20 protein-coding genes, 1 tRNA gene and 1 pseudogene are annotated in these 25,141 nt (G+C 66.8%); 8 read left to right on the forward strand and 14 right to left on the reverse strand.

Features of this window, described 5'->3' with window-relative positions; genetic code table 11:
- Nucleotides 1-335 precede the first annotated feature (335 nt).
- From ACZ9GM_RS07990 to ACZ9GM_RS08005, 4 genes and pseudogenes are all read right to left on the reverse strand, one after another.
- Complete coding sequence (locus tag ACZ9GM_RS07990; RefSeq protein ID WP_476038329.1) at nt 336-1,727, reverse strand: ABC transporter family substrate-binding protein; 1,392 nt, start codon at nt 1,725-1,727, stop codon at nt 336-338.
- Nucleotides 1,724-1,918 (reverse strand): hypothetical protein, encoded by a 195-nt coding sequence (locus ACZ9GM_RS07995; RefSeq protein ID WP_476037576.1) that lies wholly within the window; start codon nt 1,916-1,918, stop codon nt 1,724-1,726. The genes ACZ9GM_RS07990 and ACZ9GM_RS07995 overlap by 4 nt, the downstream gene beginning before the upstream one ends.
- A 1-nt stretch (nt 1,919) precedes the next feature.
- Nucleotides 1,920-2,965 (reverse strand): annotated as a pseudogene (locus ACZ9GM_RS08000) (ABC transporter permease).
- Between the two features lie 210 nt (nt 2,966-3,175).
- Nucleotides 3,176-5,965 (reverse strand): UvrD-helicase domain-containing protein, encoded by a 2,790-nt coding sequence (locus ACZ9GM_RS08005; protein WP_476038330.1) that lies wholly within the window; start codon nt 5,963-5,965, stop codon nt 3,176-3,178.
- A 101-nt stretch (nt 5,966-6,066) separates the two neighbouring features.
- Here ACZ9GM_RS08005 and ACZ9GM_RS08010 point away from each other — a divergent pair, with 101 nt between their 5' ends.
- A complete protein-coding gene (locus ACZ9GM_RS08010) occupies nt 6,067-6,402 on the forward strand; it encodes a chorismate mutase (protein ID WP_476037577.1) in 336 nt (111 codons plus the stop codon).
- A 38-nt stretch (nt 6,403-6,440) separates the two neighbouring features.
- Here the strand turns inward: ACZ9GM_RS08010 and ACZ9GM_RS08015 are convergent, their stop codons facing one another.
- Nucleotides 6,441-7,310: a chymotrypsin family serine protease gene (locus tag ACZ9GM_RS08015; protein WP_476037578.1), complete on the reverse strand. Its 870-nt coding sequence runs from the start codon at nt 7,308-7,310 to the stop codon at nt 6,441-6,443.
- 234 nt (nt 7,311-7,544) lie between these two features.
- Here ACZ9GM_RS08015 and ACZ9GM_RS08020 point away from each other — a divergent pair, with 234 nt between their 5' ends.
- The 4 genes from ACZ9GM_RS08020 (at nt 7,545) to ACZ9GM_RS08035 (ending at nt 12,220) form a co-directional block, all read left to right on the forward strand.
- A complete protein-coding gene (locus tag ACZ9GM_RS08020; protein WP_476037579.1) occupies nt 7,545-8,345 on the forward strand; it encodes a DeoR/GlpR family DNA-binding transcription regulator in 801 nt (266 codons plus the stop codon).
- Complete coding sequence (locus tag ACZ9GM_RS08025; RefSeq protein ID WP_476037580.1) at nt 8,342-9,319, forward strand: 1-phosphofructokinase family hexose kinase; 978 nt, start codon at nt 8,342-8,344, stop codon at nt 9,317-9,319. The genes ACZ9GM_RS08020 and ACZ9GM_RS08025 overlap by 4 nt, the downstream gene beginning before the upstream one ends.
- Entirely contained in the window at nt 9,316-11,466 is a 2,151-nt protein-coding gene (locus ACZ9GM_RS08030) for a PTS fructose transporter subunit IIABC (protein ID WP_476037581.1), read from the forward strand. Before ACZ9GM_RS08025 ends, ACZ9GM_RS08030 begins: the two co-directional genes overlap by 4 nt.
- Before the next feature lie 82 nt (nt 11,467-11,548).
- Nucleotides 11,549-12,220, forward strand: coding sequence for an LppP/LprE family lipoprotein (locus ACZ9GM_RS08035; RefSeq protein WP_476037582.1), 672 nt, complete (start codon nt 11,549-11,551; stop codon nt 12,218-12,220).
- A 24-nt stretch (nt 12,221-12,244) separates the two neighbouring features.
- On the opposite strand, the gene ACZ9GM_RS08040 is transcribed toward ACZ9GM_RS08035, so the two are convergent.
- The 7 genes from ACZ9GM_RS08040 to ACZ9GM_RS08070 form a co-directional block, all read right to left on the reverse strand.
- Entirely contained in the window at nt 12,245-13,114 is an 870-nt protein-coding gene (locus ACZ9GM_RS08040; protein ID WP_476037583.1) for a class I SAM-dependent methyltransferase, read from the reverse strand.
- A gap of 54 nt (nt 13,115-13,168) precedes the next feature.
- The gene (locus ACZ9GM_RS08045; RefSeq protein WP_476037584.1) at nt 13,169-14,002 is read right to left on the reverse strand and encodes an MmyB family transcriptional regulator; all 834 of its coding nucleotides are present in this window, start codon (nt 14,000-14,002) and stop codon (nt 13,169-13,171) included.
- Nucleotides 14,002-14,547 carry a type 1 glutamine amidotransferase domain-containing protein gene (locus ACZ9GM_RS08050; protein ID WP_476037585.1) on the reverse strand — a complete coding sequence of 182 codons (546 nt, stop codon included), beginning with the start codon at nt 14,545-14,547 and terminating at the stop codon, nt 14,002-14,004. Before ACZ9GM_RS08050 ends, ACZ9GM_RS08045 begins: the two co-directional genes overlap by 1 nt.
- Nucleotides 14,548-14,556: 9 nt before the next feature.
- A complete protein-coding gene (locus ACZ9GM_RS08055; RefSeq protein ID WP_476037586.1) occupies nt 14,557-15,438 on the reverse strand; it encodes an SDR family oxidoreductase in 882 nt (293 codons plus the stop codon).
- Between the two features lie 70 nt (nt 15,439-15,508).
- Nucleotides 15,509-16,441 carry a VOC family protein gene (locus tag ACZ9GM_RS08060; RefSeq protein ID WP_291473093.1) on the reverse strand — a complete coding sequence of 311 codons (933 nt, stop codon included), beginning with the start codon at nt 16,439-16,441 and terminating at the stop codon, nt 15,509-15,511.
- A gap of 191 nt (nt 16,442-16,632) precedes the next feature.
- A tRNA-Met gene (locus ACZ9GM_RS08065) sits at nt 16,633-16,706 on the reverse strand.
- A 157-nt stretch (nt 16,707-16,863) separates the two neighbouring features.
- Nucleotides 16,864-19,932: a UPF0182 family protein gene (locus tag ACZ9GM_RS08070; protein WP_476037587.1), complete on the reverse strand. Its 3,069-nt coding sequence runs from the start codon at nt 19,930-19,932 to the stop codon at nt 16,864-16,866.
- A gap of 121 nt (nt 19,933-20,053) precedes the next feature.
- On the opposite strand from ACZ9GM_RS08070, the gene ACZ9GM_RS08075 reads away from it, so the two are divergent.
- Nucleotides 20,054-20,623 carry a PPA1309 family protein gene (locus tag ACZ9GM_RS08075; RefSeq protein WP_476037588.1) on the forward strand — a complete coding sequence of 190 codons (570 nt, stop codon included), beginning with the start codon at nt 20,054-20,056 and terminating at the stop codon, nt 20,621-20,623.
- A 15-nt stretch (nt 20,624-20,638) separates the two neighbouring features.
- Here ACZ9GM_RS08075 and ACZ9GM_RS08080 read toward each other — a convergent pair whose 3' ends face one another.
- Nucleotides 20,639-21,793: a YlbL family protein gene (locus ACZ9GM_RS08080; protein WP_476037589.1), complete on the reverse strand. Its 1,155-nt coding sequence runs from the start codon at nt 21,791-21,793 to the stop codon at nt 20,639-20,641.
- Nucleotides 21,794-21,888: 95 nt separating this feature from the next.
- Here ACZ9GM_RS08080 and ACZ9GM_RS08085 point away from each other — a divergent pair, with 95 nt between their 5' ends.
- Entirely contained in the window at nt 21,889-23,355 is a 1,467-nt protein-coding gene (locus ACZ9GM_RS08085) for a zinc-dependent metalloprotease (protein WP_476037590.1), read from the forward strand.
- A 50-nt stretch (nt 23,356-23,405) separates the two neighbouring features.
- Entirely contained in the window at nt 23,406-24,008 is a 603-nt protein-coding gene (locus ACZ9GM_RS08090) for a hypothetical protein (protein WP_476037591.1), read from the forward strand.
- 18 nt (nt 24,009-24,026) lie between these two features.
- On the opposite strand, the gene ACZ9GM_RS08095 is transcribed toward ACZ9GM_RS08090, so the two are convergent.
- Entirely contained in the window at nt 24,027-25,100 is a 1,074-nt protein-coding gene (locus ACZ9GM_RS08095; RefSeq protein WP_476037592.1) for a glutathionylspermidine synthase family protein, read from the reverse strand.
- Nucleotides 25,101-25,141 lie beyond the last annotated feature (41 nt).

Genomic DNA, 25,141 nt, shown 5'->3' on the forward strand with positions numbered 1-25,141 from the left:
GAGGCTGCTCTGAGGCAATCTGAGCGACCTGTGAGCACTACAACTGAACCAGGTGGAGCACCGATACTGGCTGACTGCTGTGAGGCACTGTCGGTAACGCACAGTCGCCGGGCTAAGTCACAGATCCTGGGCGAACAGCTGACCGGCCCCCGGGAGGCACCCCGAGAAGACTGGGCTTCCCTACCCCTGACAGCGGAAAGCCCTGCCGCGGCTCGGAAAGGGGGCGGCAGGGCATTACCGGAACAGGTACCGGACACAGGACCGGAACGGGACCGGATGGACAGTTCCGGTCAATGGACGGTTCCGGGGCAACCGGTCAGGGAAGAGTCAACACACTATTTGTCCCAGCCGATCTTCTGGACCGGAACCTTGGCGAAGCCGAGTGCGCCGTAGTTCGCGACGCCCGGGGTGACGGCCCAGATGTCCGGACCGTTGAAGGTCGGCATGATCCCGTACTCGGCGAACGCCTCCTTCTCGAGCTCATTGGCCTTGTCGATCGGCTCGCCCGGGTCACCGATCTGCTGCAGGTCGCGGATCTTGGCGTCCAGTTCCGCAGAACCGGTACCGGACTTGTTCAGCTCAGACTCCGAGTTGTAGATCTGGTCGAAGTAGGCGACACCGAAGGGATCAGTGGAACTGAAGCCCATCTGGAAGATGTCGAAGTCGCGCTCCGTGGTCACCTTCGAGAAGTCGGAGGACGGACGTACCTGGATGGTCATGTCCACCCCGATGTCCTTGAGCATCTTCTGGATCGCGGTGGCCTGGGCCTTCTGCGCCGGGTCATCGCCGAGCAACACGTACTCCGGGGAGAGCTTCTCCCCGTCCTTCTCGCGGATGCCACCGGATCCTTCGGTCCAGCCGGCCTCGTCGAGCAGTTCCCTGGCCTTCTCCGGGTCGAAGGTGGCCTCTGCACCGAAGTTGTCCTCGTAGCCGTCCTGGGTCTGGAAGAGGACGAAGGAGCCGGGCAGATTCTCGGAGTAGTTCAGACCGTTGAAGCGGATCTTCGCCAGCTGTTCACGGTCGATGCCGGTCATGATGGCCTCACGGACCGCCACATCCTCCAGCTGCGGGGACTTGCCGTTGAGGGTGACCAGGTAGTTGGAGGGATGCAGTGCGATGCGGATATCCGCCTTGTCGCCCATGTTCGAGGCCGTGGCGAAACGGTCCTTCGTAGCCACCCGGGTCGCGTCCAGCTCACCGGCCTGGAAAGCGTTGAGGCTGGCCTGGTCCTCCAGGTAGCGGTAGGTGATCTTGTCCAGCTTGCCCTCGTCGCCCCACCACTTCTCGTTCTTGACGAAGGAGACCTCACCGGTGTTAACGTCGGCTCGGTCGACCTTGTACAGGCCGGCACCCCACTCCGGGTTCAACTTCTTGAGGTAGGCGGTGTTGAAGGTGTCCGCGTCCTTCACCTGGGGCGGCAGGACGTAGTTGAACAGTCCCTCCCACCACGGGTACTCCTGCTTGAAGGTGACGACGGCCTGCTTGTCGCTGTCGCCCTTCGTGACCGAGTCGATGAGCACGTAGCCGTCCGAGCTGGAGATGTTGCAGCCCTCGGCGTCACCCTTGTTTGCCTTCCAGGTGTTCTCGAAGGCGGTCCAGTCCAGCGGCGTGCCGTCGTTGTACCGGGCCTTGTCGTTGCCGGCGTCGGTGGTACCGAACCAGTGCTCACCGGAGGGCTCGGCCGACAGGTTGAGGAAGTCGGGGTCACTGCAGGACCACTTCGTCAGGCGTGCGGGCCGACAACTGCGGCGAGCACGGGGAGGATGAAGATCACCACACCGACGACCGCCATCCTGTTCCGCAGGTAACGGCGGACGCAGAGCATGGTCTTGCTGGTGCCGCGACGTTTCGCCTCGGTGACCGGGGGCTCCTGTGGTTCCGGGGCGGAGGCCGCGGCCCGGAGGTTCTGGATGGTCATGTCAGTTCACCCGCACTCTCGGGTCGAGGAAGACGACGAGGATGTCGGAGAGCACCGCGCCGAGCGCGGTGGCGACCGCGCCGAAGGCGGCGACGGCGACAGCTCCGTTGACGTCGTTCCTGGTGATGGTGTCGATCGTCTACTGGCCCATGCCGTTCCAGCCGAAGATCTTCTCCGTCATGATGGCGCCGACGAAGATGCCGGGGATGGAGAAGCCGGGGATGGAGAAGGCGACGTTGGTGGCGACCGGGATCAGTGAGGTCCGCAATGCGTGGCGGCGGATGGCCTTGCCACGACCCGGTCCCTTGGCCCGGGCGCGGTACGGACGTAGTCGGCGCCGAGGTTGTCGAGCAGCAGACTGCGCTGCAGCATGTGGTAGGTGGCGTAGGTGATGATCACCAGGGAGATGGTCGGAAGGATCAGGTGCTGTGCCACGTCGACGAGCACGGGGAAGAACCCGTGGACGTCGGTGTTCTTGGATCCGGTGACGTAGAAGATGCGGTTGCCGGAGGTGTCGTTGATCCACCGACCGACGGTGACCACAGCGACGGTGACCACAGCGACGGAGACCACAGCGACGGAGACCACAGCGACGGAGACCACGACGACGTGGAGGTTCAGGGTGACGATCGAGATGCCCTGCCAGACACGGTCACCGACCTTGTACTGGCGGGAGGCGGTGTAGGTGCCGATGGCGACACCGATGACCACTGAGAGGATCGTCGCGAGCAGCAGCAGTTGGGCGGACGTCCACATCCGGTATCCGACCTGCTCGTTGGCGGAGTCTCCGATCGGAGAGGTCCCCCAGTCCCAGTGGAGGACCACTCCGGTGATCCAGGACCACCACCGCTCCAACAGAGGCTGGCTCGGACTGAGATTCAGCGGGGTGAGAATGTCGTCGATCTGTTCCGGTGTCATCGGAGGGCGTCGACCAACGTAATTCGACCGTGGATCAAGGAAGGTAGCGGCCAGGAACCAGGCGAGATTCGTCGCGATGACGATCACGCCCAGCCAGGTGGCCACGCTCTTCAGAATATATCTGAGCAGGTTGTGGGCAGTCTTCCAGGAGAGGCTGGAATGTGGTGGGCCGCGGTCAACGGCCGGTCGACGGTGGTCACCCGTCATTCACACTCCAGCAGATTCAGTGTGTTCCCTGGAATCTAGCAGCAGATCCACATACTTACACCACCAAACATGTAAATACCCGGCTACCTATTTTTCAGCACTGCTACCCCAGTTCCAGTCACTGATTCCGTTCTAGAGTTTCTCCATCGGTACTCCGCCGATCAGCATGAGACGGACAGTTCCACTGGCACCGAAGTCGATGGTGGCCGTGGCACGAACCCCGGATCCGTCGACGGTCTTCACCGTGCCGAGGCCGTATTTGTCGTGGTTGACCCGGTCTCCCACGGCCAGTTCCAGGGGCTTCCCGCCCGACAGCGGGGAGGTCGGCGCCTTGCGCTTGGGCGCCGGGGAGGACGACTGACGGGAACCGTAGCCCGAGCCGCCGAAGCCGCCGCCGAAACTCGTGCCGTCGGCGTAGCCGCCGGAGGTCGACGACCCCCAGCCACCACCCCAGGACGGAGTCGGCTCCTCACGGATCCAGTCGATGAGCTCACCGGGGATCTCGTCCAGGAAGCGTGACGGCGGGTTGTTGGACGGCGTGCCCCAGGACGACCGCGTCATCGCACGCGAGAGGTACAGCCGCCGGCGGGCACGGGTGATGCCGACATAGGCCAGGCGCCGCTCCTCGGACAGTTCGGTGGGATCCCCCAGCGCACGCTGGTGCGGGAACTGGCCGTCCTCCCACCCAGTGAGGAAGACCACCGGGAACTCCAGTCCCTTGGCGGTGTGCAGGGTCATCAAGGTAATGAGTTCCTGCTCCTCGCCGGGGATCTGATCGGCGTCCGCCACCAGGCTGACGCGCTCCAGGAACGCCTGGAGGCTGCCCGGTGCCGGCTCCCCCTCAGCGAGCACAGCGTCTGCCGCAGCGTCTGCGGCAGTGGCCGCCTCAGAGTCCGCGCCAGACGCAGCGCCACTCTCCTGCTGCGCTGCGGTACCGCCGGCGGAATCAGGCATGGCCTCATAGGCCGCGAGATTCGCGGCCTCCTGGGAGAACTCGTGACCGACGGAAACCAGCTCATGGAGGTTGTCGAGCCGGGAACCGTCCTGCGGATCATTCGATTTCTCCAGCTCCGTGGTGTAGCCCGTACGGTCCAGGACGTCACGGATCACCGCGCCCAGATCAGGGATCTCCAGGGAGGATCCGTCGGAGGCCTCCATGACATGGCCCGGCAGATCCTCACGTAGCCCGTCCATGAGCTCCAGGAACCCGGCGATCGCGTTGCGTCCCCGCGAGCTCAGCCCCGGCACCTCGCCGGCGGCCGCGGCACGCAGACCACCGGCGAAGCTGAGGTCCATGTTCTCGGCATGCACACTGACCTGGGAGATCGCCCGGTCACCGATACCTCGGCGCGGGGTGTTGATGATCCGGCGCAGTCCCATCGTGTCCTCGGCGTTGTCGAGGACCTTGAGGTAGGCCACCACATCGCGGATCTCCCTGCGCTCGTAGAACCGGGTCCCGCCGACGACCTTGTACGGCAGTCCGGAACGCACGAGCACATCCTCGACCACGCGCGAGGAGTTGTTCGTCCGGTACATCACCGCGATGTCGCCGTAGGTGGCGTCCCCGTCATCGACAAGCTGGTCGATGGTCTGGGAGATGAACCGTGCCTCGTCATGCTCATTGTCGGCGACATAACCGCCGATCAGCGGACCGTCGCCGGAGTCGGTCCACAACTTCTTCTCACGCCTGCCCTGGTTGCGGGCGATGACGGCATTCGCCGCCGACAGGATGTTCTGGGTGGAGCGGTAGTTCTGCTCCAGCAGGATCGTCTCGGCGTGCGGGTAGTCACGCTCGAACTCCTCGATATTGCGGATCGTCGCGCCACGGAAGGCGTAGATCGACTGGTCCGCGTCACCGACCACGCACAGTTCACCGGCACCGGGTCCCTCCCCCACCAGCGTGGAGACCAGCACATACTGGGCGTGGTTGGTGTCCTGGTACTCGTCGACGAGCACATGGCGGAACCGGCGGCGGTAGTGGTCCGCCACCGCCGGGTTGGCCTGCAGCATCCAGACGACCTCGCCGATGAGATCGTCGAAATCCACGGCATTCGATTCCCGCAGCCGCGCCTGGTAGTCGCGGTAGACCAGGGCGATCTGCTCGCGGTGCCGGTTACCGTCCTCCTGCGTCTCCTTCAGCGCCTCGGCAGGCCCCTGCAGCTCGTTCTTCCAGTTCGAGATGACGCTGAGCACCGCGCGCGGGGCGAACTCCTTGAGGTCGCAGTCATGGTCCTTGAGCACCATGGTGATCAGACGCTTCTGGTCGTCCGAGTCGTAGATCGTGAAGTTGGTGTTCAGCCCCTCGATGAGCTGCGCGTTCGCCCGCAGGATCCGGACACACAGGGAGTGGAAAGTGGACAGCCACATCCGTTCAGCCACTGGGCCGACCAGATCGGTGACGCGCTCGCGCATCTCGGCGGCCGCCTTGTTGGTGAAGGTGATCGCCAGGATCTGCCAGGGTGCGACACCGTGGGCGAGCAGCCACGCCACCCGCCGGGTGAGCACACTGGTCTTGCCGGAACCGGCGCCGGCGACGATGAGCAGCGGAGAACCGTGGTGGACCACAGCAGCACGCTGGGCGGGGTTCAGCCCGGCGAGCAGCTCCTCCTCACGGGCGGCCAACCCGTTGCCACCCCCGTTGCGCAGGGACGCCGGAGCGGTCGCACGCTGCGGTACCGGCGCTGCACCCGCATCCCCCGTCGGCATCTCCGGGTACTCCGGCTCCGGCGGGAGTTCGGGCAGTGGCGCGAGGTGGGCGACCGAGTCGGCGAAGTCCTCGGCGAAGTCGTTGAGCAGGTCACCGGCGTCCTTCGGGGGGAGGTCCTCCTCCGGCGGAGCGTCCCACCCTGCGTTCAGCGCCGCCTCATCCGGAAACGTGTCCTCAGGGAACGGGATCTGCCCGTCGAAGGGGTTGTCGGACATGCCCTGGTTCACTGTGCGGCGCTCCTCGTCAGCTGTATTTCACGGCCCTGTGTTCGGGTCTTGTCCACCCTACAACCCACGCGGACGTAGAATTACCGACCATGAGCGAACCTTCGAAGGGGCCGGAGAATGAGGCCGTGAACTCCGCCGCGGAATCGACACTGAGCAGCGGTACCGATGATCCCCTGTCGGACGCCGAGATCCAGGCCTACCGCCTGGAGATCAATGAACTGGACCGCGCGATCATCGAGGCGGCGGCACGCCGCTCCGAGGTCTCCCGCATCATCGGGAAGACGCGCAAGGCGTCCGGCGGGACGAAGCTGGTCTACGCGCGCGAGACCGCGATCCTCAACGAGTACCGGGACGCCCTGGGGCAGGAGGGCGTGGCCATCGCCAACGCCCTGCTGCAGCTCGGCCGGGGCCGGCTGGGACAGTAACCCCCCTCCCGCCCCACCGGTCCGGGGATCAGGACTGGTCAGGCCAGGCGGAATCCGGCGCCGACACCACCGGCGGCGTCCATCTCCGCGGCGATCGAGTCCCAGGTGGCGACGAACACGGGGGAATGCGCCGGACCCTGCAGCGGGGTGACACAGGCCGGCAGGGAGGACAGGCCACCACTGAGGACGCCGATCAGGCGGTTGCCGGCGTAGACCGGGGCGCCGGAGTCCCCGTGGGCAGCGCAGAGGTGGGTGGCGAGGTCTTCGCCGACCTGCATCACGGCGGGGCCGCAGCTGGTGCCGGTGGTGATGCCGGTCTTGCACACGGTGGCGGGGGCCTCGCCACCGAGCGAGGAGATCGAAGCGTTGTTGTAGGTGTCCGTCACCTGTGCATTCCCGTTGAGCAGGATGATGCCGTTGTCCTGCACACCACCGCGTACATAGGTGCCGATGAGGGTGCCGTCGGGGTCGTCCCCGGAACGAACCTCGTCACCGGCGACACCGCAGTGGCCGGCGGTGATCGCCACGGCATTGCCGGCGGCGTCGTAGCCGGCGACAGCAGCGGTACACAGGGACTCCCCGACAACCAGCGGGGTCGAGGGGCCGACGAGGACTGACGGACGGATGGACTCCGCCTCATCGGGGACGCCGGGTGAGGTGAAGTAGGCGCCGGGCACCCGGTGGGGGCCGGGCTCACCGGTGACGGTGAGGAAGGCGTCCACCGGGTCGACGGTCTGGGCGCCGGCGGTGGCCGGGGAGGCACCGACCATGCCCGCAGCCAGAAGTGCGGCGGCACCGACGGCGGCGGCGCGACGTCCTGACGGACGGGCGGAAAACAGGGAGGACCGCAGAGCGGTGAGGGCAGTGAGGGCAGTGAGGGCACGGGAGGGGCGGAAGTGACGCAGCATGCCCCCAAACTACAGGCGTTGTCATTACTTACCCCCTGCCCTCTGTCTATCGGGGTCCGCACACCACCCCCGAATGGGCAGACCATGACCGTTCGTGACTGTTCATGACCATTTACCCCTGATTACAGGCAAATGATCCTTGACTAACCACACAATCCCACAGATAATCACCCCTGAGAGCTTTCTCCTACGGAAGCACTCGTCAACCCCCGAGCAGAATGGAGGTCACGCCCGGTGTACGCGACACTTCGACAGGACATCATCGCCGAGGAGATCAACTCCCACGGCGCCATGACCGTCGCCGAACTCGCCGAGAAGCACGGGGTCTCCGCCGAAACCGTCCGCCGCGACCTCGACGTCCTGGAGAAGTCCCGGCGCGTCGCCCGGGTCCACGGCGGCGCCGTGCCCTGGCTGCAGGGACAGCGCCATACCGGTGGCCCGGGGAGCGGGGGCAGCAGTGGGACCGAGACCGCCGTCACCGAGCGGCAGAGTTCGGCACGGGAGGCCAAGGAGCGGATCGCCACCGCGGCGGCGGAGCTCCTGCCGGAGACCGGCTCCGTGATCGTGGACGCCGGCACCACCACCGTGCTGCTGGCTGACCCGATCCTCGCCCACCCGGACCTCGCTGTGGTGACGAACTCCCTGATGCTCGCCCACCGGCTCTCCGCGGCGGATCACCGTCTGCTGCGGATGGTCGGTGGCCGGGTCAGGGGTGTCACCCAGGCAGTTGTCGGGGCGGACGCCGTCGCGGACTTCGAACGGCTGCGCGCCGATGTCGCCTTCCTCGGAGCCAACGGCGTGACCGCCGGATTCGGCCTGTCCACCCCCGATCCGTCGGAGGGGCAGACGAAGACCGCGATGGCCCGCTCGGCGCGTCGTCGCATCGCCCTGGTGGACGCCACCAAGCTCGGCGAGGAGCTGCTCTATTCCTTCGCCCGTCCCTCGGACATCGACATCCTCATCACCGACGCCCCGGAGGACCACCCGGTCGTCCGGGAACTCACTACCCACGGATTGGACGTGATCCACGCGTGATCATCACCGTCACCCCGAACCCCAGTATCGACCGCACCCAGGTCCTCGCCGACCCCCTGGGTGTGGGAGCGGTGAACCGGGTCATCTCCGGCACCGACCAGGCCGGCGGAAAAGGCGTCAACGTCGCCACTGTGCTGCACGCCGCCGGTGAGGAGGTCACATCGGTGGTCCCGACCCCGGACGTCGGCCCGTTCGCCGAGCTTGTCGGCGAGAGCCAGGTTCCCACGACATTCATGGAGTACGGCGTCCCGGCGCGGACGAACCTCACCCTCGTCGACGCCGACGGAGTGACCACGAAGATCAACGAGCCGGGACCGTACAGCAACGGCAACGCCCTGGCTACCACGGTCGGTCGACTCCTCGACGGGGCCTCCTGGCTGGTGCTCGCCGGATCGCTGCCGCCGGGTTACCCCGACAACTGGTACGCCACGGTCACCGCCGAGGCGCACCGGAACGGGGTGCAGGTCGCCGTGGACACCTCCGGGGCCCCGCTGACCGAACTGGTCCTCGCGCGCGCCTCGATCGCCGGTTCCACCCCGGACCTCATCAAACCGAACACCTTCGAACTCGCCGAGATCCTCGGTCTCGATCCCACCGACGCAGAAACCATGGAGGACGCCGCGGGCCGCGGCGAGCTCGATGAGGTGGCGGACGCAGCATCGCAGCTGGTGGACCGTGGTTTCGCCGCGGTCCTGGTGAGTCTGGGTGCCGCCGGCGCCCTGCTCGCCACCGCTGAGGGGAACTGGTTCTGCCCCAGCCCGAAGGTGGAGGTCGTCTCCACCGTCGGCGCCGGTGACTCGACCCTGGCCGGTTACGTCCTCGGCAACGCCCGCGGGCTTGCCCCGGCTGACTGCCTCGCTCTCGCCGTCGCCCACGGATCCGCCGCGGTGACCCTGCCCGGCACCACTCTCCCGATCCCCGAAGACCTACCCCACGACCTGCCGACACCCCGGCAGACTAGGAGAGCATCATGACCACCCCGGAACACAGCGCCGACCGTCCGGTGCTCATCCCCGAGCTCGTCAGCCTGGACGCGGGCCTGCCAGCCGACAAGGACGTCGTCCTCACGACCCTGGCCGACCTGCAGGTCTCCGCAGGACGCGCCACCGACGCCACCGTGCTGCTCGGTGACATCCACGCCCGTGAGGCACAGGCCGCCACCGGTCTGCCCGGCGGCATCGCCATCCCCCACTGCCGCACCACTGCGGTGGACGCCCCGTCCCTCGGCGTGGCACGACTCTCCGAGCCCACCGACTTCGGCGCCGAGGACGGACCCGCGGACCTGGTGTTCATGATCCTGGCGCCCGCCGGTGCCGGCAAAGAGCACCTGAAGATCCTCTCGACCCTGGCACGGTCCCTGGTCAAGAAGGACTACGTGGAGGCCCTGCGCTCCGCATCCTCGGAAGAGGAGGTCGTCGCGCTGGTGACGGAGAAGCTCAACGCGAAGAAAAAGAAGAAGGCCACGGCGGACCCGGAGGCGACTCCGGAAGCTCCGGCCGCTACCACGGCTGCCACCGCAGAGTCCGCACCGGACGAGGCCCCGCAAGCGGCCCCGGCCAAGAAGGTCACCAAGCTCGTCGGCGTGACCTCCTGCCCCACCGGCATCGCCCACACCTACATGGCCGCCGACGCCCTCACGGGTGCGGCCGACAACCGTGACGACGTCGAGATCGTCATCGAGACGCAGGGTTCCTCGGGTACCGGGAAGCTGACGAAGGAGCAGATCGAGGAGGCGGACGCCGTCATCTTCGCCCACGGTGTCGCCGTCCGCGAAATCGAGCGCTTCGCAGGCAAACCTGTCGTGGACGTCCCGGTGAAGAAGGGCATTTCCGAGCCGGAGGAACTGATCAACCGTGCCATCGAAGCGTCCACCGCAGAGAACCCCCGGCGCGTCGCGGCATCCGGCGGTGGAGAATCCGGCGGTGACGACGAGGACGAGGGCAACCTCGGCTGGGGCTCACGCATCCAACAGGCCGTGATGACCGGTGTCTCCTACATGGTGCCATTCGTCGCCGCCGGTGGTCTGCTCATGGCCCTCGGCTTTCTCATCGGCGGGTACAACGTCTCCAATGTCTGGGAGACGGCCGTCAAGGACTTCTCGCTGTGGAACCTGCCTGACCACCTCGACTACATGATGGACGGCAGCGAGGAGACGTTCAGCTCCGACCGCTCCGGCCTGCTGCTCTACCTCGGAGCCGTCTTCTTCGGTGGCGGTACGACCGCGATGAGCTTCCTGGTGCCCGCACTGTCCGGATACACCGCCTACGCGCTGGCGGGACGCCCCGGCATCGTCCCGGGCTTCGTCGGTGGCGCGATCTCGCTGACCGTCGGCGCCGGCTTCATCGGTGGACTGATCACCGGTATCATCGCCGGCCTCGCCGCCATGTGGATCCAGTCCTACAAGGTGCCGCGCTGGCTGGCATCCATGATGCCGGTGGTCATCATCCCGCTGGTCGCCACGCTCATCACCGCAGCGTCGATGTTCCTCGTGCTCGGCCGCCCGCTTGCCGCGATCATGGACGGCCTGCAGAACTGGCTCACCGACATGTCCGACAGCTCCGCCTGGCTGCTGGGCATCATCCTCGGCCTGATGATGTGCTTCGACCTCGGTGGCCCGGTGAACAAGGCCGCCTACCTCTTCGCCACCGCCGGGCTGTCCACCGGTGACGACGCCGCGCTGAAGGTCATGGCCGCGGTCATCGCCGCTGGTATGGTCCCGCCACTGGCCCTGGCGCTGGCGACGACGGTGCGTCCGAAGCTGTGGACCAAGGACGAGAAGGAGAACGGCAAGGCGTCCTGGCTGCTCGGTGCGTCCTTCATCTCCGAGGGTGCGATCCCGTTCGCCGCGGCGGACCCGCTGCGCATCATCCCATCGATGATGGTCGGTGGCGCCGTGACCGGTGCGATCTCCATGCAGCTCGGCGCGATGAGCCGCGCCCCGCACGGTGGTTTCTGGGTCGCCCCGCTGATGGACAACGCCTGGGGCTTCGTCCTGGCCGTGGTGGTCGGCACGCTCGTTTCCGCGGTAACGGTGATCATCGTCAAGCAGGTGACCGGGAAGAAGGACGCCGCTGCTGCGTCCGACTCGACGCAAGAGGCTGCCGCCCCCGCTACCGCGTAACACCCGACCCACCCCGATGACACCCCTGGACATCTCCAGGAGTGTCATTATCGTTGAGGGGTGAACAGGAGGTGCATCCGCCATGTCCACCACACGCACCCGACACACCCTGTCTTCGCTGTCTTCGCTGTCTTCGCTGTCTGCAGTCCTCGCGGCCGGCGTCCTCGTCCTCGGCGCCTGCAGTTCCGACGACTCCGACGACACCGCGGCATCCGACTCTCCGTCCGGGACCGTGACAGTCACCGCCGGCCCTCCGGACGGCACGGTCGCTCCTGACCCCGGCGGTGACGGGGACGGTGGCGCCGGTGACGGGAACGGAACCGGTGAGGGGGACGGTGGAGAGAGCGACGACTGTTCCGGGCTCACCGGCGCCGACGCTGTCGCCCGCTGGGCAGGGGACGTCCCCCCGAACTCCGGTGGCTACCCGTGGGCCCCGGAATCGGCCGAGACCGACGGCTACGACCCCTGCGCCGACCTCTCATGGATCATCCTGCCCATCGAGGGCGGCACCGCCTCCTCCCCGTACCAGATCATGCTCTTCCACAACGGCTCCTATCTCGGCACCGCCACCTCCGACGCCTACGGCTTCTACCCCGACATCTCCCGCGTCGACGACGCGACAGTCTCCGTCACCTGGCACTGGCCGAAGGACGGCGAATCCAATGCCGGACGCTCCGGCGAGTCGACCGCCCAGTTCACCTGGGACGAGTCCACGCGGTCGGTCCAGATGAACGGTGAAGTGCCGCCGGTGTGACCCGCCCCGCCGACAGAGCAGTGATCAGGAATTCTGCGCGGTGACGAGCAGTACCCGGGCAGGCACCGTGAGCAGTCCGGCGGAGTCCAGCATCGGCGTCAGCTCCGCACGCGCGTCAGCGAGTGTGTCCTCCCACTGCCCCACCGGCTCCAGGACCCGCCGGACCTGCAGCCCCACGTTCCCGACACAGGCGACGGCGAGACGCTCCGTGACACCGTCTGCTCCGGCGTGACCGTACGTGACCGGCTCCACCAGTTCCACGACCTCGATGCCGGACCAGCCGGCCGCAGTGAGAATCCCGGTGATCCGGTCAGGATCGGCGAACCCCCGGGCACCAGGTCGGTTCGGCACCGGCCCCTCTGGTCGCCTTCCGCCGACCTGCTCCGCGCGTTCCGCGGCCCGGCGCATCCCCAGGTGGAACATGTCCTCCTCCTCCCCCGGCCAGCAGACGAAGGACAGCGTCCCTCCTGAGGTGGTGTGATGCCGTAGCGTCGTGAATGCCATGACCGGGTCAGCGAAGAACATCACCCCGAACCGCGAGATCACCCGGTCGGCAGGTGATCCGGGCAGCGGTCCGACCTGCGCATCGACCTCGACGACGGTCGCCCCGGGCACCCGGTCGCGGGCGGCGGCGACCATCACCGGGTCGAGATCCACGCCGGCCAGATTCCTCACCGGGACGCCTGCGGCATGTGCCTGCTCCAGCATGGTCCCTGCACCGCACCCGATGTCGAGCACCCGGTGCTCCTGGTGGAGGTCGGATGCAGCGAGCAATGCCCTGGTGAACGGGGCGAAGACACGGTCGTAGATCTGCTCGTTGCGGACCCAGTCCGTGGATTTCGACGCCCAGTCGGTCCGGGCGTCTGGTGGTGTCGGTGTGCCAGGGACGGACATTTCGGTGCTCCGGTGCGGTGTCGGTGGAGTACCCGAGGATACCCCCACCCGAGGTCACCCGTAGACGACAAGCGACAGGTCAGGGTCGTCCGGCACCGTCACGGTGAAGAACCTGCAGGCACGGACAGTGGGTGCCGCGGGGTCGTCAGTGCTACCGAGACCCACCCGCCAGGTACCGATCCGGTTCTCATAGGGCACGTAGCGGCTCCACAGTGACCGGAACGACGGCTCCTCCAGCAGCATCTGGACCGTCGCCCGCAGTGCCCCGGATGCCGCCCCGGTCGCCAGTTTCATGTGCACCAGCCCGATGACCTCCGCCGCCTTCTCCCGCCAGTCTACGTACACGCGGCGGCTGACCGCACGATTCTCCGGGGAGAAGAGGTACTCCACCAGAGACACCTGCGACGGCGGATCATCCACACCTGGGAAGAGAATACTCCGGCTCTCCTCGTCCGGGAGAATGAGATTAAGGTCCCGGTCGAGAATGTGCCGCATGGTCGCCTCCGGGAAATGGCCGGCGATGGCTTCGAGGACGCTCCGCGCACGCCGGTTGTCCTCGGAAGACACGGCCGCCGCCGGCAGCGTACTCTCCCCGAACAACAACCGGAGATACCGCCTGTCCAGGTCACCGAGCTGCAGGGCACCCATGATTCCGGTGAGCACCGAGGGCGACGGATTGAGCATCCGGCCCTGTTCCAGCTTCACGTAGTAGTCGAGGCTGATCCCGGCGGCCCAGGCGACCTCCTCCCGACGCATACCGGACACCCGGCGGTCCCCGACCGGATCGAACACCGGGGAGGCCGGATCAGGGGCTACCCCGCCCCGGCGGTCCCGGAGAAATCCGGAGACCGCGTCCTTCCGGTAGTTCCGGAGGTCAGGGACGCTCATCAGTCGGCGACTCCGAGGGCAGCGAGCAGCTCACGGTTGAATGCGGGCAGATCGTCCGGGGTGCGTGAGGTGATCAGCGGGAAGCCGTTGGTGGCGTCCACGACGACCGCACTGTCCTCCCAGTCACCACCGGCGTTGACGATGTCGGTGGCGACACTGGGGAACGAGGTCAGGGTCTTGCCCACCAACAGGTCGGCGTCCACCAGCAGCCACGGCCCGTGGCAGATCGCGGCGACCGGACCGCCGACGGCGGCGATGTCCCTCACCAGACCACGCGCATCGGAGTCGGTACGTAGGCTGTCGGCGTTGAGGGTGCCGCCCGGGACGACCAGGGCGTCGTACTCCGACGCCACGACGTCCGCCAGGGTGATGTCGCTGTCGACATCAGGTCCGGGCTCCTTGTCGCCGCCGAGCGTCCTGATGCGTCCGCCGTCGGTCGATGCCACGGTGACTTCCACACCGGCGTCGCGCAGTGCCTCGACGGGACGGAGGATCTCGTCGGTCTCCGTGCCGTAGTTCGTCGAGATGACCAGTGCTTTCTTCATGGGGTGCCCCTATTCTGCTGCCGGGGTGTCTGCCACCGGCGTGTACGGGTCGATGTCGTATGCGGTCTGTACCAGCTCGGGGCGGGTGCCGTCGGTGAGCGTCCGGGACCATTCCGCGTCCAACTGTGCCCTGATGTCCTCGACGGAGTTCACCGGAAGGACGTGACGGTACATGGTGTCATTCCCCGTGAGGACGTCGATGCTGGTCGTGATGACCTCTTCGGGGGCGAACTGCTCACGCGGGAAGGCGAGCTCGTTGTAGTTGTAGAGGCGGGTGGTGGGATCGTCGTTCCACGACTTCCATTCCTCGAACATCGTGTCGTTGAAGCCGGTGAGGAAGGGTCCTGGGTTGATCGTCGCCACGGTCACGCCGTACTCCGCGAGTTCCTGGTCCAGGGCGTCGGCGAAGGCCTCGACAGCATGTTTCGACGCTGCGTAGGCACCGGTGAACGGGTCGACAGTCAGGCCTGCGACCGACGACATGAACACTATTCGTCCGGACTTCTTCGCCACCATCTGCTTCGCGATGTCCTGGGTCAGGAGGACCGGCCCGAAGACATTGACCTCGAACTGACGGCGGATGACCTCGGCCGGCAGGTCGACGGTCGCGCCACCCTCGGAAATGCCGGCATTGTTCAGCAGTACGTCGACACCCCAATCCAGTGCCTTGGCGCGGTCCCCCTCATCGGTGACGTCGAGTTTCTCGACCCGCAGTTCCACACCGCGGTCCCGGGCCTCAGCCCGGAGGGTGTTGACCTGAGCGATGATCTCGACACCGGCGACGACGTCGTGTCCCTGTTCGGCGAGGCGTAGCGAAATCTCCCTGCCGAAGCCACTGCCTGCCCCGGTGATCAGGTAGGTGCTCCGCGTCTGTGAGTCTGATGTCTGCATGGGCACCACTCTGCGTCGGCCACGTCCCGGACGGCCTGGCCCTGTCGGTACCACCCGGTCGGAACCGACCTCAGAAGTCTTCGATGACCAGTTTCTTCATCGCCATCATGTGCTCGTAGGCGTCTGGCCGTTCCATGAGTTCGGCCAAGTTCTCCGGCACCACCTGCCAGCTCACGCCGTAGCGGTCCTTGAGCCAACCGCACTGCTCCGCTTCCGGGACCGCCGAGAGTGCCGACCAGATCCGGTCGATCTCATCCTGGTCGGCGCACCGGACCTCCAGCGAGACTCCCTCAGTGAAGCCGAATCCGTGGTCGTAGCCCATGTCATTGCCGACGAACCACTGGTCACCGACCCGGAACTCGCCGAAGGCCAGTGCGTCCGCCGAGGCGGGACCGGTGGGCTCACCGTAGGGGAAGCGGTGCCCCGACCCACTGCCACCGGGGACGTCGGCGAACAGGGAGGTGTAGAAGTCCGCCGCCTCCACGGCCTTGTCCTGGGCGTCCCCGCCGAACATCAGGGAGGGCACGAGGAACGGACGGGGGTTGCCCGAGGGGTCGGTGAGCATGAGCTGCCAGTTGACCCCGTAGCGGTCGGCGACCCACCCGTAGTGTGGTGAGAACGGGTACTTCCCCAGTTCCATGAGAACGCTGCCTCCCTCGCACAGGGCTTCCCATGTCCGGTCGAGAGCGGTGCGTGCAGCAGTCGTGGCGGTCTCGTCGGAACCGCCGAACAGCAGCGGATCGAAGTTCAGAATGAAGGACAGTGCCGGGGTGGGCCGGAACTCGTCGCCGCCGTTGACCAGGGTGAGTCGCGTCCCTGCCACGGTGACGGCGACAGTCAGCGGTGCGCCGGCGAACTCCGCCTGGAAATCGGCCAACCCGGTCTCCGGGTATCGTGCCTCGACCTCGGCGTCGGTGAACGGCAGGGCCTCCGCGTAGAAACGGCCGGCCACCTCTGCCTCACGGTTGATCCAGATATTCGGGATGATGCGCTGCAGGGACATGACAGCTCCGTTCGTCGGGAGAACTTTCCTGTCAATTCTACCGATGCGGCAGATCCGCAGCGGGGGCTTCGTGTCTGCGGCACGAGGAGCCCGAGAATCCCCGGGCCCCGGGAACCCTCATAACCCGAGACTCCTGCCGTCCCCCGGACACGACGAAGGCCCCCGGATTTCTCCGGGGGCCTCGTCCTTTGTAGCGGGGGCAGGATTCGAACCTACGACCTCTGGGTTATGAGCCCAGCGAGCTACCGAGCTGCTCCACCCCGCGACGGGTAACTGATGAATAGCCGGTCTGTGCGACCCGCTCTCTCAGCGACTCCCATAGTGTAGCGCGCACACCGGACAATGTGAAATCCCCTGGTCACTCTGGAAATCAGGGCGATCAGGGGATGACAGGACGGTCAGCGACGCAGCACCGTCAGCGACTACTTGTCCGCGGCGGCGATAGCGGCGTCCAGTTCATCGAGGGCCTTACCGAACTCCTCGAAGGTGCCGTTCTCACGGGCGTCCTGCACTGCCTCCATGGCGTCGTTGATCCGCGTCATCTGCTCGGCGGTCGGGGCGGCACCGGTACCGGTCCCGCTGGTCGCACCGGAGCCGGAGCTCTGGTCATCCGAGGAATCGTCCTTGTCGGCGTCCGAATCCGAATCGCTGTCCGTGTCGGTGGAACCGGTGTTGCCCGAGCTCCCGTCATCGCCGGCGACGTCCGTCACCGCACCCGGGTCGATGCCGACCTGCTCGAGTGCCCCGGAGATAGTCGGTGCGTATCCGACCTGACCGTTGTAGCTGACGAGCACACGCAGCAGCTTCGGGAAGGCGGACTCCTGGTCGGCACGCTGCGAGTACACCGGCTCGACGTAGAGGATCTGACCGTCACCGACCGGCAGGGTCAGCAGGTTGCCGTTGGTCAGGGTGTTGGAACCCTGCAGCAGGGTGCGCTCACGGGCGATTTCGTCGGAGGACATCATCGTGTCCTGCGCCTGCTTCGGACCCTGGGTCTGGGTGTTCGTCGGCAGCTGGCGGACGTAGATCCGGCCGTACGTCTCCGGATCGGAGCTGACCGTCATGTGCGCCGACAGGAACTCACGCCGCAGACCACGGAACGGGGTGATCAGCTGGAAGCTCGGCTTGTTCGTCACCGGGTCGGTCGCGACCACGTGGTACGGCGGCTGAGCCAGATCCTGGGTACCTTCCGGACCGGTGGGGTCGGAGGGCACGGACCAGAAGGCGTCGTTGGTGAAGAACACGCCCGGGTCATCGACGTGGTACTTGGCGATGAGTTCGCGCTGGACCTTGAACAGGTCCTCCGGGTACCGCAGGTGGTCCATCAGCTCATCGCTGATCTCGCTCTTGTCCTTGACGATGCCCGGGAAGACGCCCTCCCAGGCCTTGAGCACCGGGTCCTCCTCGTCGAACTCGTAGAGGTCGACGGAGCCGTCGTAGGAATCCACCACGGCCTTGACGGAGTTGCGGATGTAACTCACCGAGTTGGTCACCGCATTCTGCTGGGCGGCGGGGTCGTTGACCACGGCGTCCTCGATCGCGGAATCCAGCTGGGTGCGCTCGGCGTAGGGCAGGTTCTCCAGGGTGGTGTAACCGTCGACGACCCACTTGATGCGGCCGTCAATGACCACCGGGTAGGTCTTGGAGTCGGTGGTCAGCCACGGGGCGACCTTGTGGACACGCTCACGCGGGTCACGGTCGTAGAGGATCTTCGAGTCGTCACCGATGACGTCGGACAGAAGGATGTTCATCTCCTGGTACTTCGCGGCGTACATCGCACGGTTGAAGAAGTTGGAGACGTTCACGCCACCGGTGCCGGTATAGGTGTAGCTGGTGTTGTCGGTGTCGTACTCACGGTCACTGCCGGAGCCGTCGTCACCGACGATGGCGTAGTCCTCGCCCTGGTTGACCGAGCCGGAGATCGTCGGACCGAAGTAGATACGCGGCTGATCGAGATCCAGCTCAAGCTCGCCACCCTGGTCGCCCTCGGCGTGCTGCAGGTCGGCGACGGTGTAGACCGGGTAACCACCACGGGCGGACGCGGCGTCCTGCGCAACCTCGTCGACCTTGTTGGCCGGCGCGGCGATGAAGCCGTTGCCGTGGGTGTAGACGGTGTGCTTGTTGATCCAGTCGGTCTGGTTGCCGGACAGCGAGTTCGGGTCGATCTCGCGGGCTGCGACAACGAAGTCACGCATGTCGCCGTCAACCTCGTAACGGTCCACGGACAGTTCATCGGAGAAGCCGTAGAAGTTACGCAGCTGCTGCTGCTGGGTGAAGGTCGGCGACAGCACCTCGGGATCGAGAAGACGGATGTTCGACAGGGTCGCGTCATCGTCGGCGATGGAGCGGCGCTCACTGGCGTCACCGGAGGTCTCGCCGCCCCAGTCGCGGTCGTAGATGACCTGGCCGTCGGGGTTCTCGTAGTCCTCCCGGGAGGAGTCGGTCATCGTCTCGATGCCGTATGCCTGACGGGTGGACTCGATGTTGCGGGCGATGTACTCCCGCTCCTTCTCCGCGCGGTTCGGGTTGACGGAGAACTGCTCCATGACCGCCGGCCAGCCGACGCCGATCGCCAACGAGGAGACGACCATGAGTACCACGGCGAGGGCCGGAAGACGCAGGTCGCGCAGCACCAGGGTACCGAAGAACATGATCGCCACGAAGATGGCGACGATGAGCAGCAGGATCTTCGCCGGCAGCACGGCGTTGATGTCCGTGTAGGAACCACCGGTGAAGGTGGAGTGCGACTTATTGAGCAGGCCGTAGCGGTCGAACCAGTAGTCCGCGGCCTTGATCAGCATGAAGATTCCGGCGATGACCGCGAGTTGACGCAGTGCCGGGGACTTGATGCCGGCCTTCTCACCGGTGCGGGGGTTACCCGTGGTGATGTTGCCGAGCAGGTAGTGGGCCACCAGGTTGATGAGGAAGGCCACGATGACCAGGACGGACAGCGTGGAGAGGATGAACTGCAGCAACGGCAGGGTGAAGGCGTAGAACCCGAGATCCTTGTGGAACTGCGGGTCAGTGACCCCGAAATCACCGCCGGACATGAACAGACGCACGGTGCGCCAGTTGCCCTGGGCCACCATGCCGGCGATGATGCCGGCGATGACCGGGATGATGATCAGGAAAGGACGCAGCGAGCGACGGATCGCCGGCTGGTGCTCGGCCAGCGGGGAGGACGCCTCGAGCCCGGCCAGGGATTCCGGGGACTTGTCGGCGGAGCGGTAGGCGGCGTAGGCCGCACCCCACACGATGGCCGCGGCGACGAGGGCGAAGATGACGAACAGGATGATGCGGGTGATGATCACCCCCCAGTACACCTTCGGCATGTCCACCGACTGGAACCACTTGAGTTCCGTGTAGTTGGACACGAGGACCGGGAGCAGGAAGACCAGGACGACGAGAACGACGGCGATGGTGCCGAAGATCTTCGCCTTCCGCCCTGGTTTGGGCAGGTCGGGCAGGGACGGGACGGACGGTAATGACAAGGGGCGCTCTTCTCCTGGCGGTCGGGCTGTGGCCCGGGACGGTCGGGTGACGACAGTGCCCGGGGCGTAGTGCCTAGAATACCTACCGACTGTACTGCGGCCGACGAGAGAGGGACATAAGATGAACGACGCTCACCACGAGCTCGACTACCGGAGCGACCTGCGGCCACTCACTGCGGCCCTCCGCGAGGCCGTGGACTTCGTCCAGGCCGAGGGCTGGGACCGCCCGCCGACACTGTTCGCGCTGGTCCCCGCCCATCTCGTGCAGGACACCCTCGCCGCCGGTGGTCAGGAGACCGACCTCGACGCGGCGCGTCATCCCCTGACCCTCGTGGTGCAGGACGAGCTGCCGGAACATATCCTCCCCGGTTCCGAGGAGCTCGGCGACTACATCGGCTCGGCCCGGTGGCCCCCGCTGGTTGTCGGAGCGGTGCTCGCCCAGGAGATCATGTTCTCCAACGCCGCCCCCGGTGCCGACCCCACTCCCCGCCCGGCGCGCTTCTTCTCGGGCATCGTCGACGGTGGCCCGGACCGTACCCTGGTCCAGCTGCGTCCGACCGAGGAGGAACTGGACGCAGACCCCTTCGGCCAGGACCGTGTCGAACTGCTCGGCGGCGACAATCTCGCGCCCGGCGTCATCGCCGCACTGCGGGCGTCCTTCGAGAAGGACGACTTCGACGGGGACCGGTAGATTTCCCGCAGGACGTCAGCCGCAGGTCTCGACGTCCTCGCCCTTGTTGTGGGCGGTGAGCGCATCAACCGCGCCGTCGAGGGTGTCCACCTCGATCAGCGTCATGTCACCGCTGTCCGCCGAGGACGCCTCGGAGCAGTTCCCCGCCGGGACGAGGAAGACCGAGGCGCCCGCGTTCTTCGCCGCGGAGATCTTGTGGGTGATCCCGCCGATCGGGCCGACCGTGCCGTCGGAGGCGATGGTGCCGGTACCGGCGACGAACTCTCCTCCGGAGAGCTCCCCGGGGGACAGCTTGTCGACCACGGCGAGGGAGAACATCAGGCCGGCTGACGGGCCACCGATGTCCTTGAGGTTGTACTCGACCCGGATCCCGTCGGCGGGCTGGGCGACCATCGTGACGCCGAGGAAGGCCTTGCCGTTACCACCGGTCGCTGCCTCGGCTTCCTCGTCACCGGCCAGTTCGTCCGGCATCTCGCCGAGGGTGACCGTCTCGGTCTCCGTCTTCCCGCCACGGTCGATGCCGAGGGTGACCTCGTCGCCGGGTGACTTGTCACCGATGGCGTCGGAGACATCGCCGGGCACGGTGACGTCGGTGCCGTCGACGGAGGTGATGACGTCATTGATCTTCACCGTACCGTCGGCGGGTGCGCCCTCGCTGACGTCGTAGACCATGGTCTCCAGAGGGCGTCCGAGGTGGTTCATCGCGGCGACCGTCGCATTGGACTCGGAGGACGCGAAGGCCGCGGCGTTCTGCCGCGCGACCTCCTCGGCGTTCGAGTTGGCGGGGATGACGGTCTCGAGCGGCACGACCGTGTCGTCGCTGGCGAGCCAGCGTCCCATCATCTGCGGCAGCGTCATCTTCGTGCGCACCGCGACGGTGGTCATGTTGAGGTTGCCGGAGGTCTCGTCGAGTTCGTCGTCGTCCACCCCGGTGATGTCGACGACCGGGGTGCCGTCGACATCGCCGAGGGTGTTGAAGGTCGGCCCCTCCCCCTCCGCAGCGAAAGGGACGGTGAGGTTGATGTCGGTACCGGGGATGCTCGTCATGCCGAGCAGCGCGACGATCACGACGACCGGCAGGGCACCGACGGCGATGGTGCGGACGCGGCGGCGACCACCGGTGTCCGGGGTGCCGGACTGGGCGCCGGAGGAGGAACTACGGAATTTCACCCGTCCCACCCTACCGTGGAGATGTTCGCTGACAGCGCACGCATCCGGACCCGCGTAGGCCACGGGGACGTCGGGGGCGCAGGTAGGCTCAGGACATGAGCAACTTCGGATTCGGCTTCCACGGCTCCAGCGACGACGACAACGACGATTCCGACCGCAACAACGGAGACAACGGAAACAGCAACAACAACGACCCCTTCGGCTTCGGGGCGAACCCCTTCGGGTTCCTCTTCGGCGGACAGGGGGGTCAGGGCGGTTTCGGCCAGGGCGGCCAGCAGGGCCCGGGGATCGGGGACATCCTGGGCCAGTTCGGCGCGATGCTCAGCGGCTTCGGCAGGGACATGAACTCCCCGGACGCCCAGGGGCCGGTGAACTACGCCCTGGCAGGTCGGATCGCGCGTCAGCAGATCTCCGGCGCCGCGGCCCGCACCCCCTCCAGTCATGACTCGCAGGCCGTCGCCGAGTCCGTGCGACTGGCTGAGCTGTGGCTCGACGAGTCCACCGTGCTGCCTGCCGGTGCGACCGGGTCGGTCGCCTTCTCGGCCGAGAAGTGGCTTGAGGAGACGATGCCGCGGTGGCGCCGCATCATCGACCCCCTGGCGTCCAAGCTGGGCGACGCCACCCTCGAGGGTCTACCGGCGGAGGCCCGCGAACAGCTCGGCCCGATGACCGGCATGCTCAGCCAGATCAACGGCATGAACTTCGGGATGCAGCTCGGCCACGCCCTCGGCGAGCTGGCCAAGGAGGTCGCGATCTCGACACAGTGGGGTATCCCGCTGGCGGACTCCACCGTCGCAGCGGTCGCGACCGCCCGACTGGACGACCTGTCGAAGAAGCTCGGTGCGGAGCGTCGGGAGACACTGATCTACCTCGCCGCCCGTGAGGCCGCCCACCTGCGCCTGTTCCAGCATGTGCCGTGGCTGGTGGAGCGCCTGATCCTCGACGTGGAGGAGTTCGCCACCGGCCTGTCGCTGGACAACTCCGCCCTGGAGGAGGCGACCCGCGAGTTCGATCCGGAGAGCATGGGTGACCCGCAGAAGATGCAGGAGATGATGGAGAGCCTGCAGAACCAGGATCTCGCCCCGAAGATCGTCTCCTCCACCGACCACGCCCGGATCCGGCTCGAGACCAGCCTGTCGCTGGTCGAGGGCTGGGTGGACTACGTCGTCGGCGAGGCGCTGGGCAACCGGCTGCCGACCACGGCGAGCATCCAGGCAGCGTGGTCCGTCTTCCGCGACTCCGACCAGCCGGGCATGTCCGCGCTGGCCAGGACCGTCGGCATCGACCTGTCCGCCCCGAAGGCCAATCAGGCGGCCGAGCTGTGGGCACGGTTGACCTTCGCCGTCGGCAAGGAGCGCCGGGACGCCGTGTGGAACCACCCCGACTTCCTCCCGGTCGACTCCGACCTCGACGCCCCGGCCGAGTTCATCGACTCCATCCTCGGCGAGACCGAGGGTAAGGACTTCGACCCGATCAGCGAGATCGAGAAGCTGGAGCGCGAGCTCAACAAGGGTGACGACGATTCCGACAAGGGATCCGACGGGGACGACGCCGGCAAGTAGCCCCGCGTGGGAGTGACGGAACTCCCCGCAGATGTCGCATACTGCAAGGTATGACCGGCAAGGGAGAGACCCGCAGGCGGGACGGCGTCCGCCATGTCCCGGTGACCGCGGCCGCCCGGGAGCTTGCCGGGGACGAGCACCTGGGGGAACACCAGATGTCGGTGCGGATCAACCGCAGCGGTGACCGACAGACCTGGCGCGTCACTCTGCCGGTCGCGGTCGCCATCGGCGCGCTGCTCCTCGTCGACATCCGACAGAACCTCTTGCCCGACCTGCTGGGCTGGATCCTCGCCGGAATCACGGTCGCCATGCTGATCAACATGGTGGGGCCACTGTGGCGGGGCGGGGCCGCCATGCATCTCTTCAGCGACGGTGCGGTCGTCGAACGTTACCGCGGGTCCACGGCGTCCTTCCGCTACGCGGCGGTGACGCCCCGCTACGTCCTGTGGGAGAGGGTCGGCGACCGAGGCGAGATGCAGCGCAGGAACCGGCAGTTGTGGCTGAAGATGCCGGAGAGCGGCTACGCCGTCCACCTGGACGGTACGAAAGGGAGGGACGCCGCCACCCTCGACATGCTGCTCGACAGGTTCGGCGTGACCGGGGAACCGGAGGAGCTCGGGGTACTCAAGGCACCGGGGCCGCTGCCGTTCTGAAGGATGGCACCGACCCGCTCAGCCGTGGATGAGGTCGGGCACGAAACGGAACCGGTAGTCGGTGACCGGCCCGTCGGATTCGCGGATGCCCACGCCCACGGATTCGCCGTTGACGACCCAGCCGCCCGGTACCGGGTGGTTCGGCGCACCGTCGTCGGGTCCGGGGAAGTTCGGGATCTGCGTGTACTGCTGCCACATCCCCGCACCCGGCACCTTGGTGGACAGGAACATCTTCCACGCCGCTTCGATCCAGCCGGTCGGACGCTGTGTCGCCGGCAGCGAGCCGAACTCCTCCCCCATCATCTCCTCCCAGGGGCAGAGCTTGAAGATGATCTGGTTCGGCTGGTCGTCCATGTCGAGGAGCTCCTCGAGCCTGGCGTCCCACTCGAAGAGGAAGTTCCACTGTTCCCAGGCGCCGCCGTCCCGTTCCCGACCGTAGAGGTCTTCGTACCGGTACCACCGGCTGCCCGGCTTCCACTGCTCGTCGGTGAGGAAACGGGCGGCCTCCAGGGCCATCTTGTGCAGGTTCTCGGTCTGCACCTCCAGGGCCTCGACCCCGGTCCCGACATCGGGCCCGGAATCGGACCCGGAATCGGACCCGGAATCGCGGACGCTGTGTGGGCAGGTCACTCCCTGGGACCGGATGATCTCCTCCCAGCCCTCCCGCGGGGTACAGGTGATGCGCTCCGCCGGTGTCCCCTGACCTCCCATGCTGTGGCCGTGACCGGAACTGCCGGAATCACCCGGGTTTCCGGCCCCGCCGCCGGTCGAACCGACCCCGCCTCGGGTGATGTTCCCGCCGGTTCGCGGTGCAGTCTGTGTCTTCGTCCCGGCCGGCACCGAGGTCGTCCCGGAGTCCGCCTCGACCGGTGTACCGACCGCAGGCACATTCGTGCGCCCGCCACCCGGAAGCCGCGGCAGGAAGAACCAGCCGGCGTGCATGTGGGAGTTGCCGACGGGTTCCTCGCACTCCTCGTCAGGCAGCCGTTCCTCGGTGGTCTCGTCGCGGCAGATCTTCGCGTACTCGGCGTCCTCCACTTCGTTGCTCTCCGAGGAGCAGCCGGTGAGGGTGGTGGCGAGTGCGGCGGTCACGCCGTGCGCGACGACGCCGGAGACCCGACGCCTGCCGTGAC

This window comes from Corynebacterium sp. UD i78 (assembly GCF_056280545.1).

Excerpts from the sequence above, each read along its gene's own strand:
- ACZ9GM_RS07995 (WP_476037576.1), bottom strand. The coding sequence starts at position 1,918 with ATGACCATCCAGAACCTCCGGGCCGCGGCCTCCGCCCCGGAACCACAG.
- ACZ9GM_RS08005 (WP_476038330.1), bottom strand. The coding sequence starts at position 5,965 with ATGTCCGACAACCCCTTCGACGGGCAGATCCCGTTCCCTGAGGACACG.
- ACZ9GM_RS08010 (WP_476037577.1), top strand. The coding sequence starts at position 6,067 with ATGAGCGAACCTTCGAAGGGGCCGGAGAATGAGGCCGTGAACTCCGCC.
- ACZ9GM_RS08015 (WP_476037578.1), bottom strand. The coding sequence starts at position 7,310 with ATGCTGCGTCACTTCCGCCCCTCCCGTGCCCTCACTGCCCTCACTGCC.
- ACZ9GM_RS08030 (WP_476037581.1), top strand. The coding sequence starts at position 9,316 with ATGACCACCCCGGAACACAGCGCCGACCGTCCGGTGCTCATCCCCGAG.
- ACZ9GM_RS08035 (WP_476037582.1), top strand. The coding sequence starts at position 11,549 with ATGTCCACCACACGCACCCGACACACCCTGTCTTCGCTGTCTTCGCTG.
- ACZ9GM_RS08040 (WP_476037583.1), bottom strand. The coding sequence starts at position 13,114 with ATGTCCGTCCCTGGCACACCGACACCACCAGACGCCCGGACCGACTGG.
- ACZ9GM_RS08045 (WP_476037584.1), bottom strand. The coding sequence starts at position 14,002 with ATGAGCGTCCCTGACCTCCGGAACTACCGGAAGGACGCGGTCTCCGGA.
- ACZ9GM_RS08050 (WP_476037585.1), bottom strand. The coding sequence starts at position 14,547 with ATGAAGAAAGCACTGGTCATCTCGACGAACTACGGCACGGAGACCGAC.
- ACZ9GM_RS08055 (WP_476037586.1), bottom strand. The coding sequence starts at position 15,438 with ATGCAGACATCAGACTCACAGACGCGGAGCACCTACCTGATCACCGGG.
- ACZ9GM_RS08060 (WP_291473093.1), bottom strand. The coding sequence starts at position 16,441 with ATGTCCCTGCAGCGCATCATCCCGAATATCTGGATCAACCGTGAGGCA.
- ACZ9GM_RS08075 (WP_476037588.1), top strand. The coding sequence starts at position 20,054 with ATGAACGACGCTCACCACGAGCTCGACTACCGGAGCGACCTGCGGCCA.
- ACZ9GM_RS08085 (WP_476037590.1), top strand. The coding sequence starts at position 21,889 with ATGAGCAACTTCGGATTCGGCTTCCACGGCTCCAGCGACGACGACAAC.
- ACZ9GM_RS08090 (WP_476037591.1), top strand. The coding sequence starts at position 23,406 with ATGACCGGCAAGGGAGAGACCCGCAGGCGGGACGGCGTCCGCCATGTC.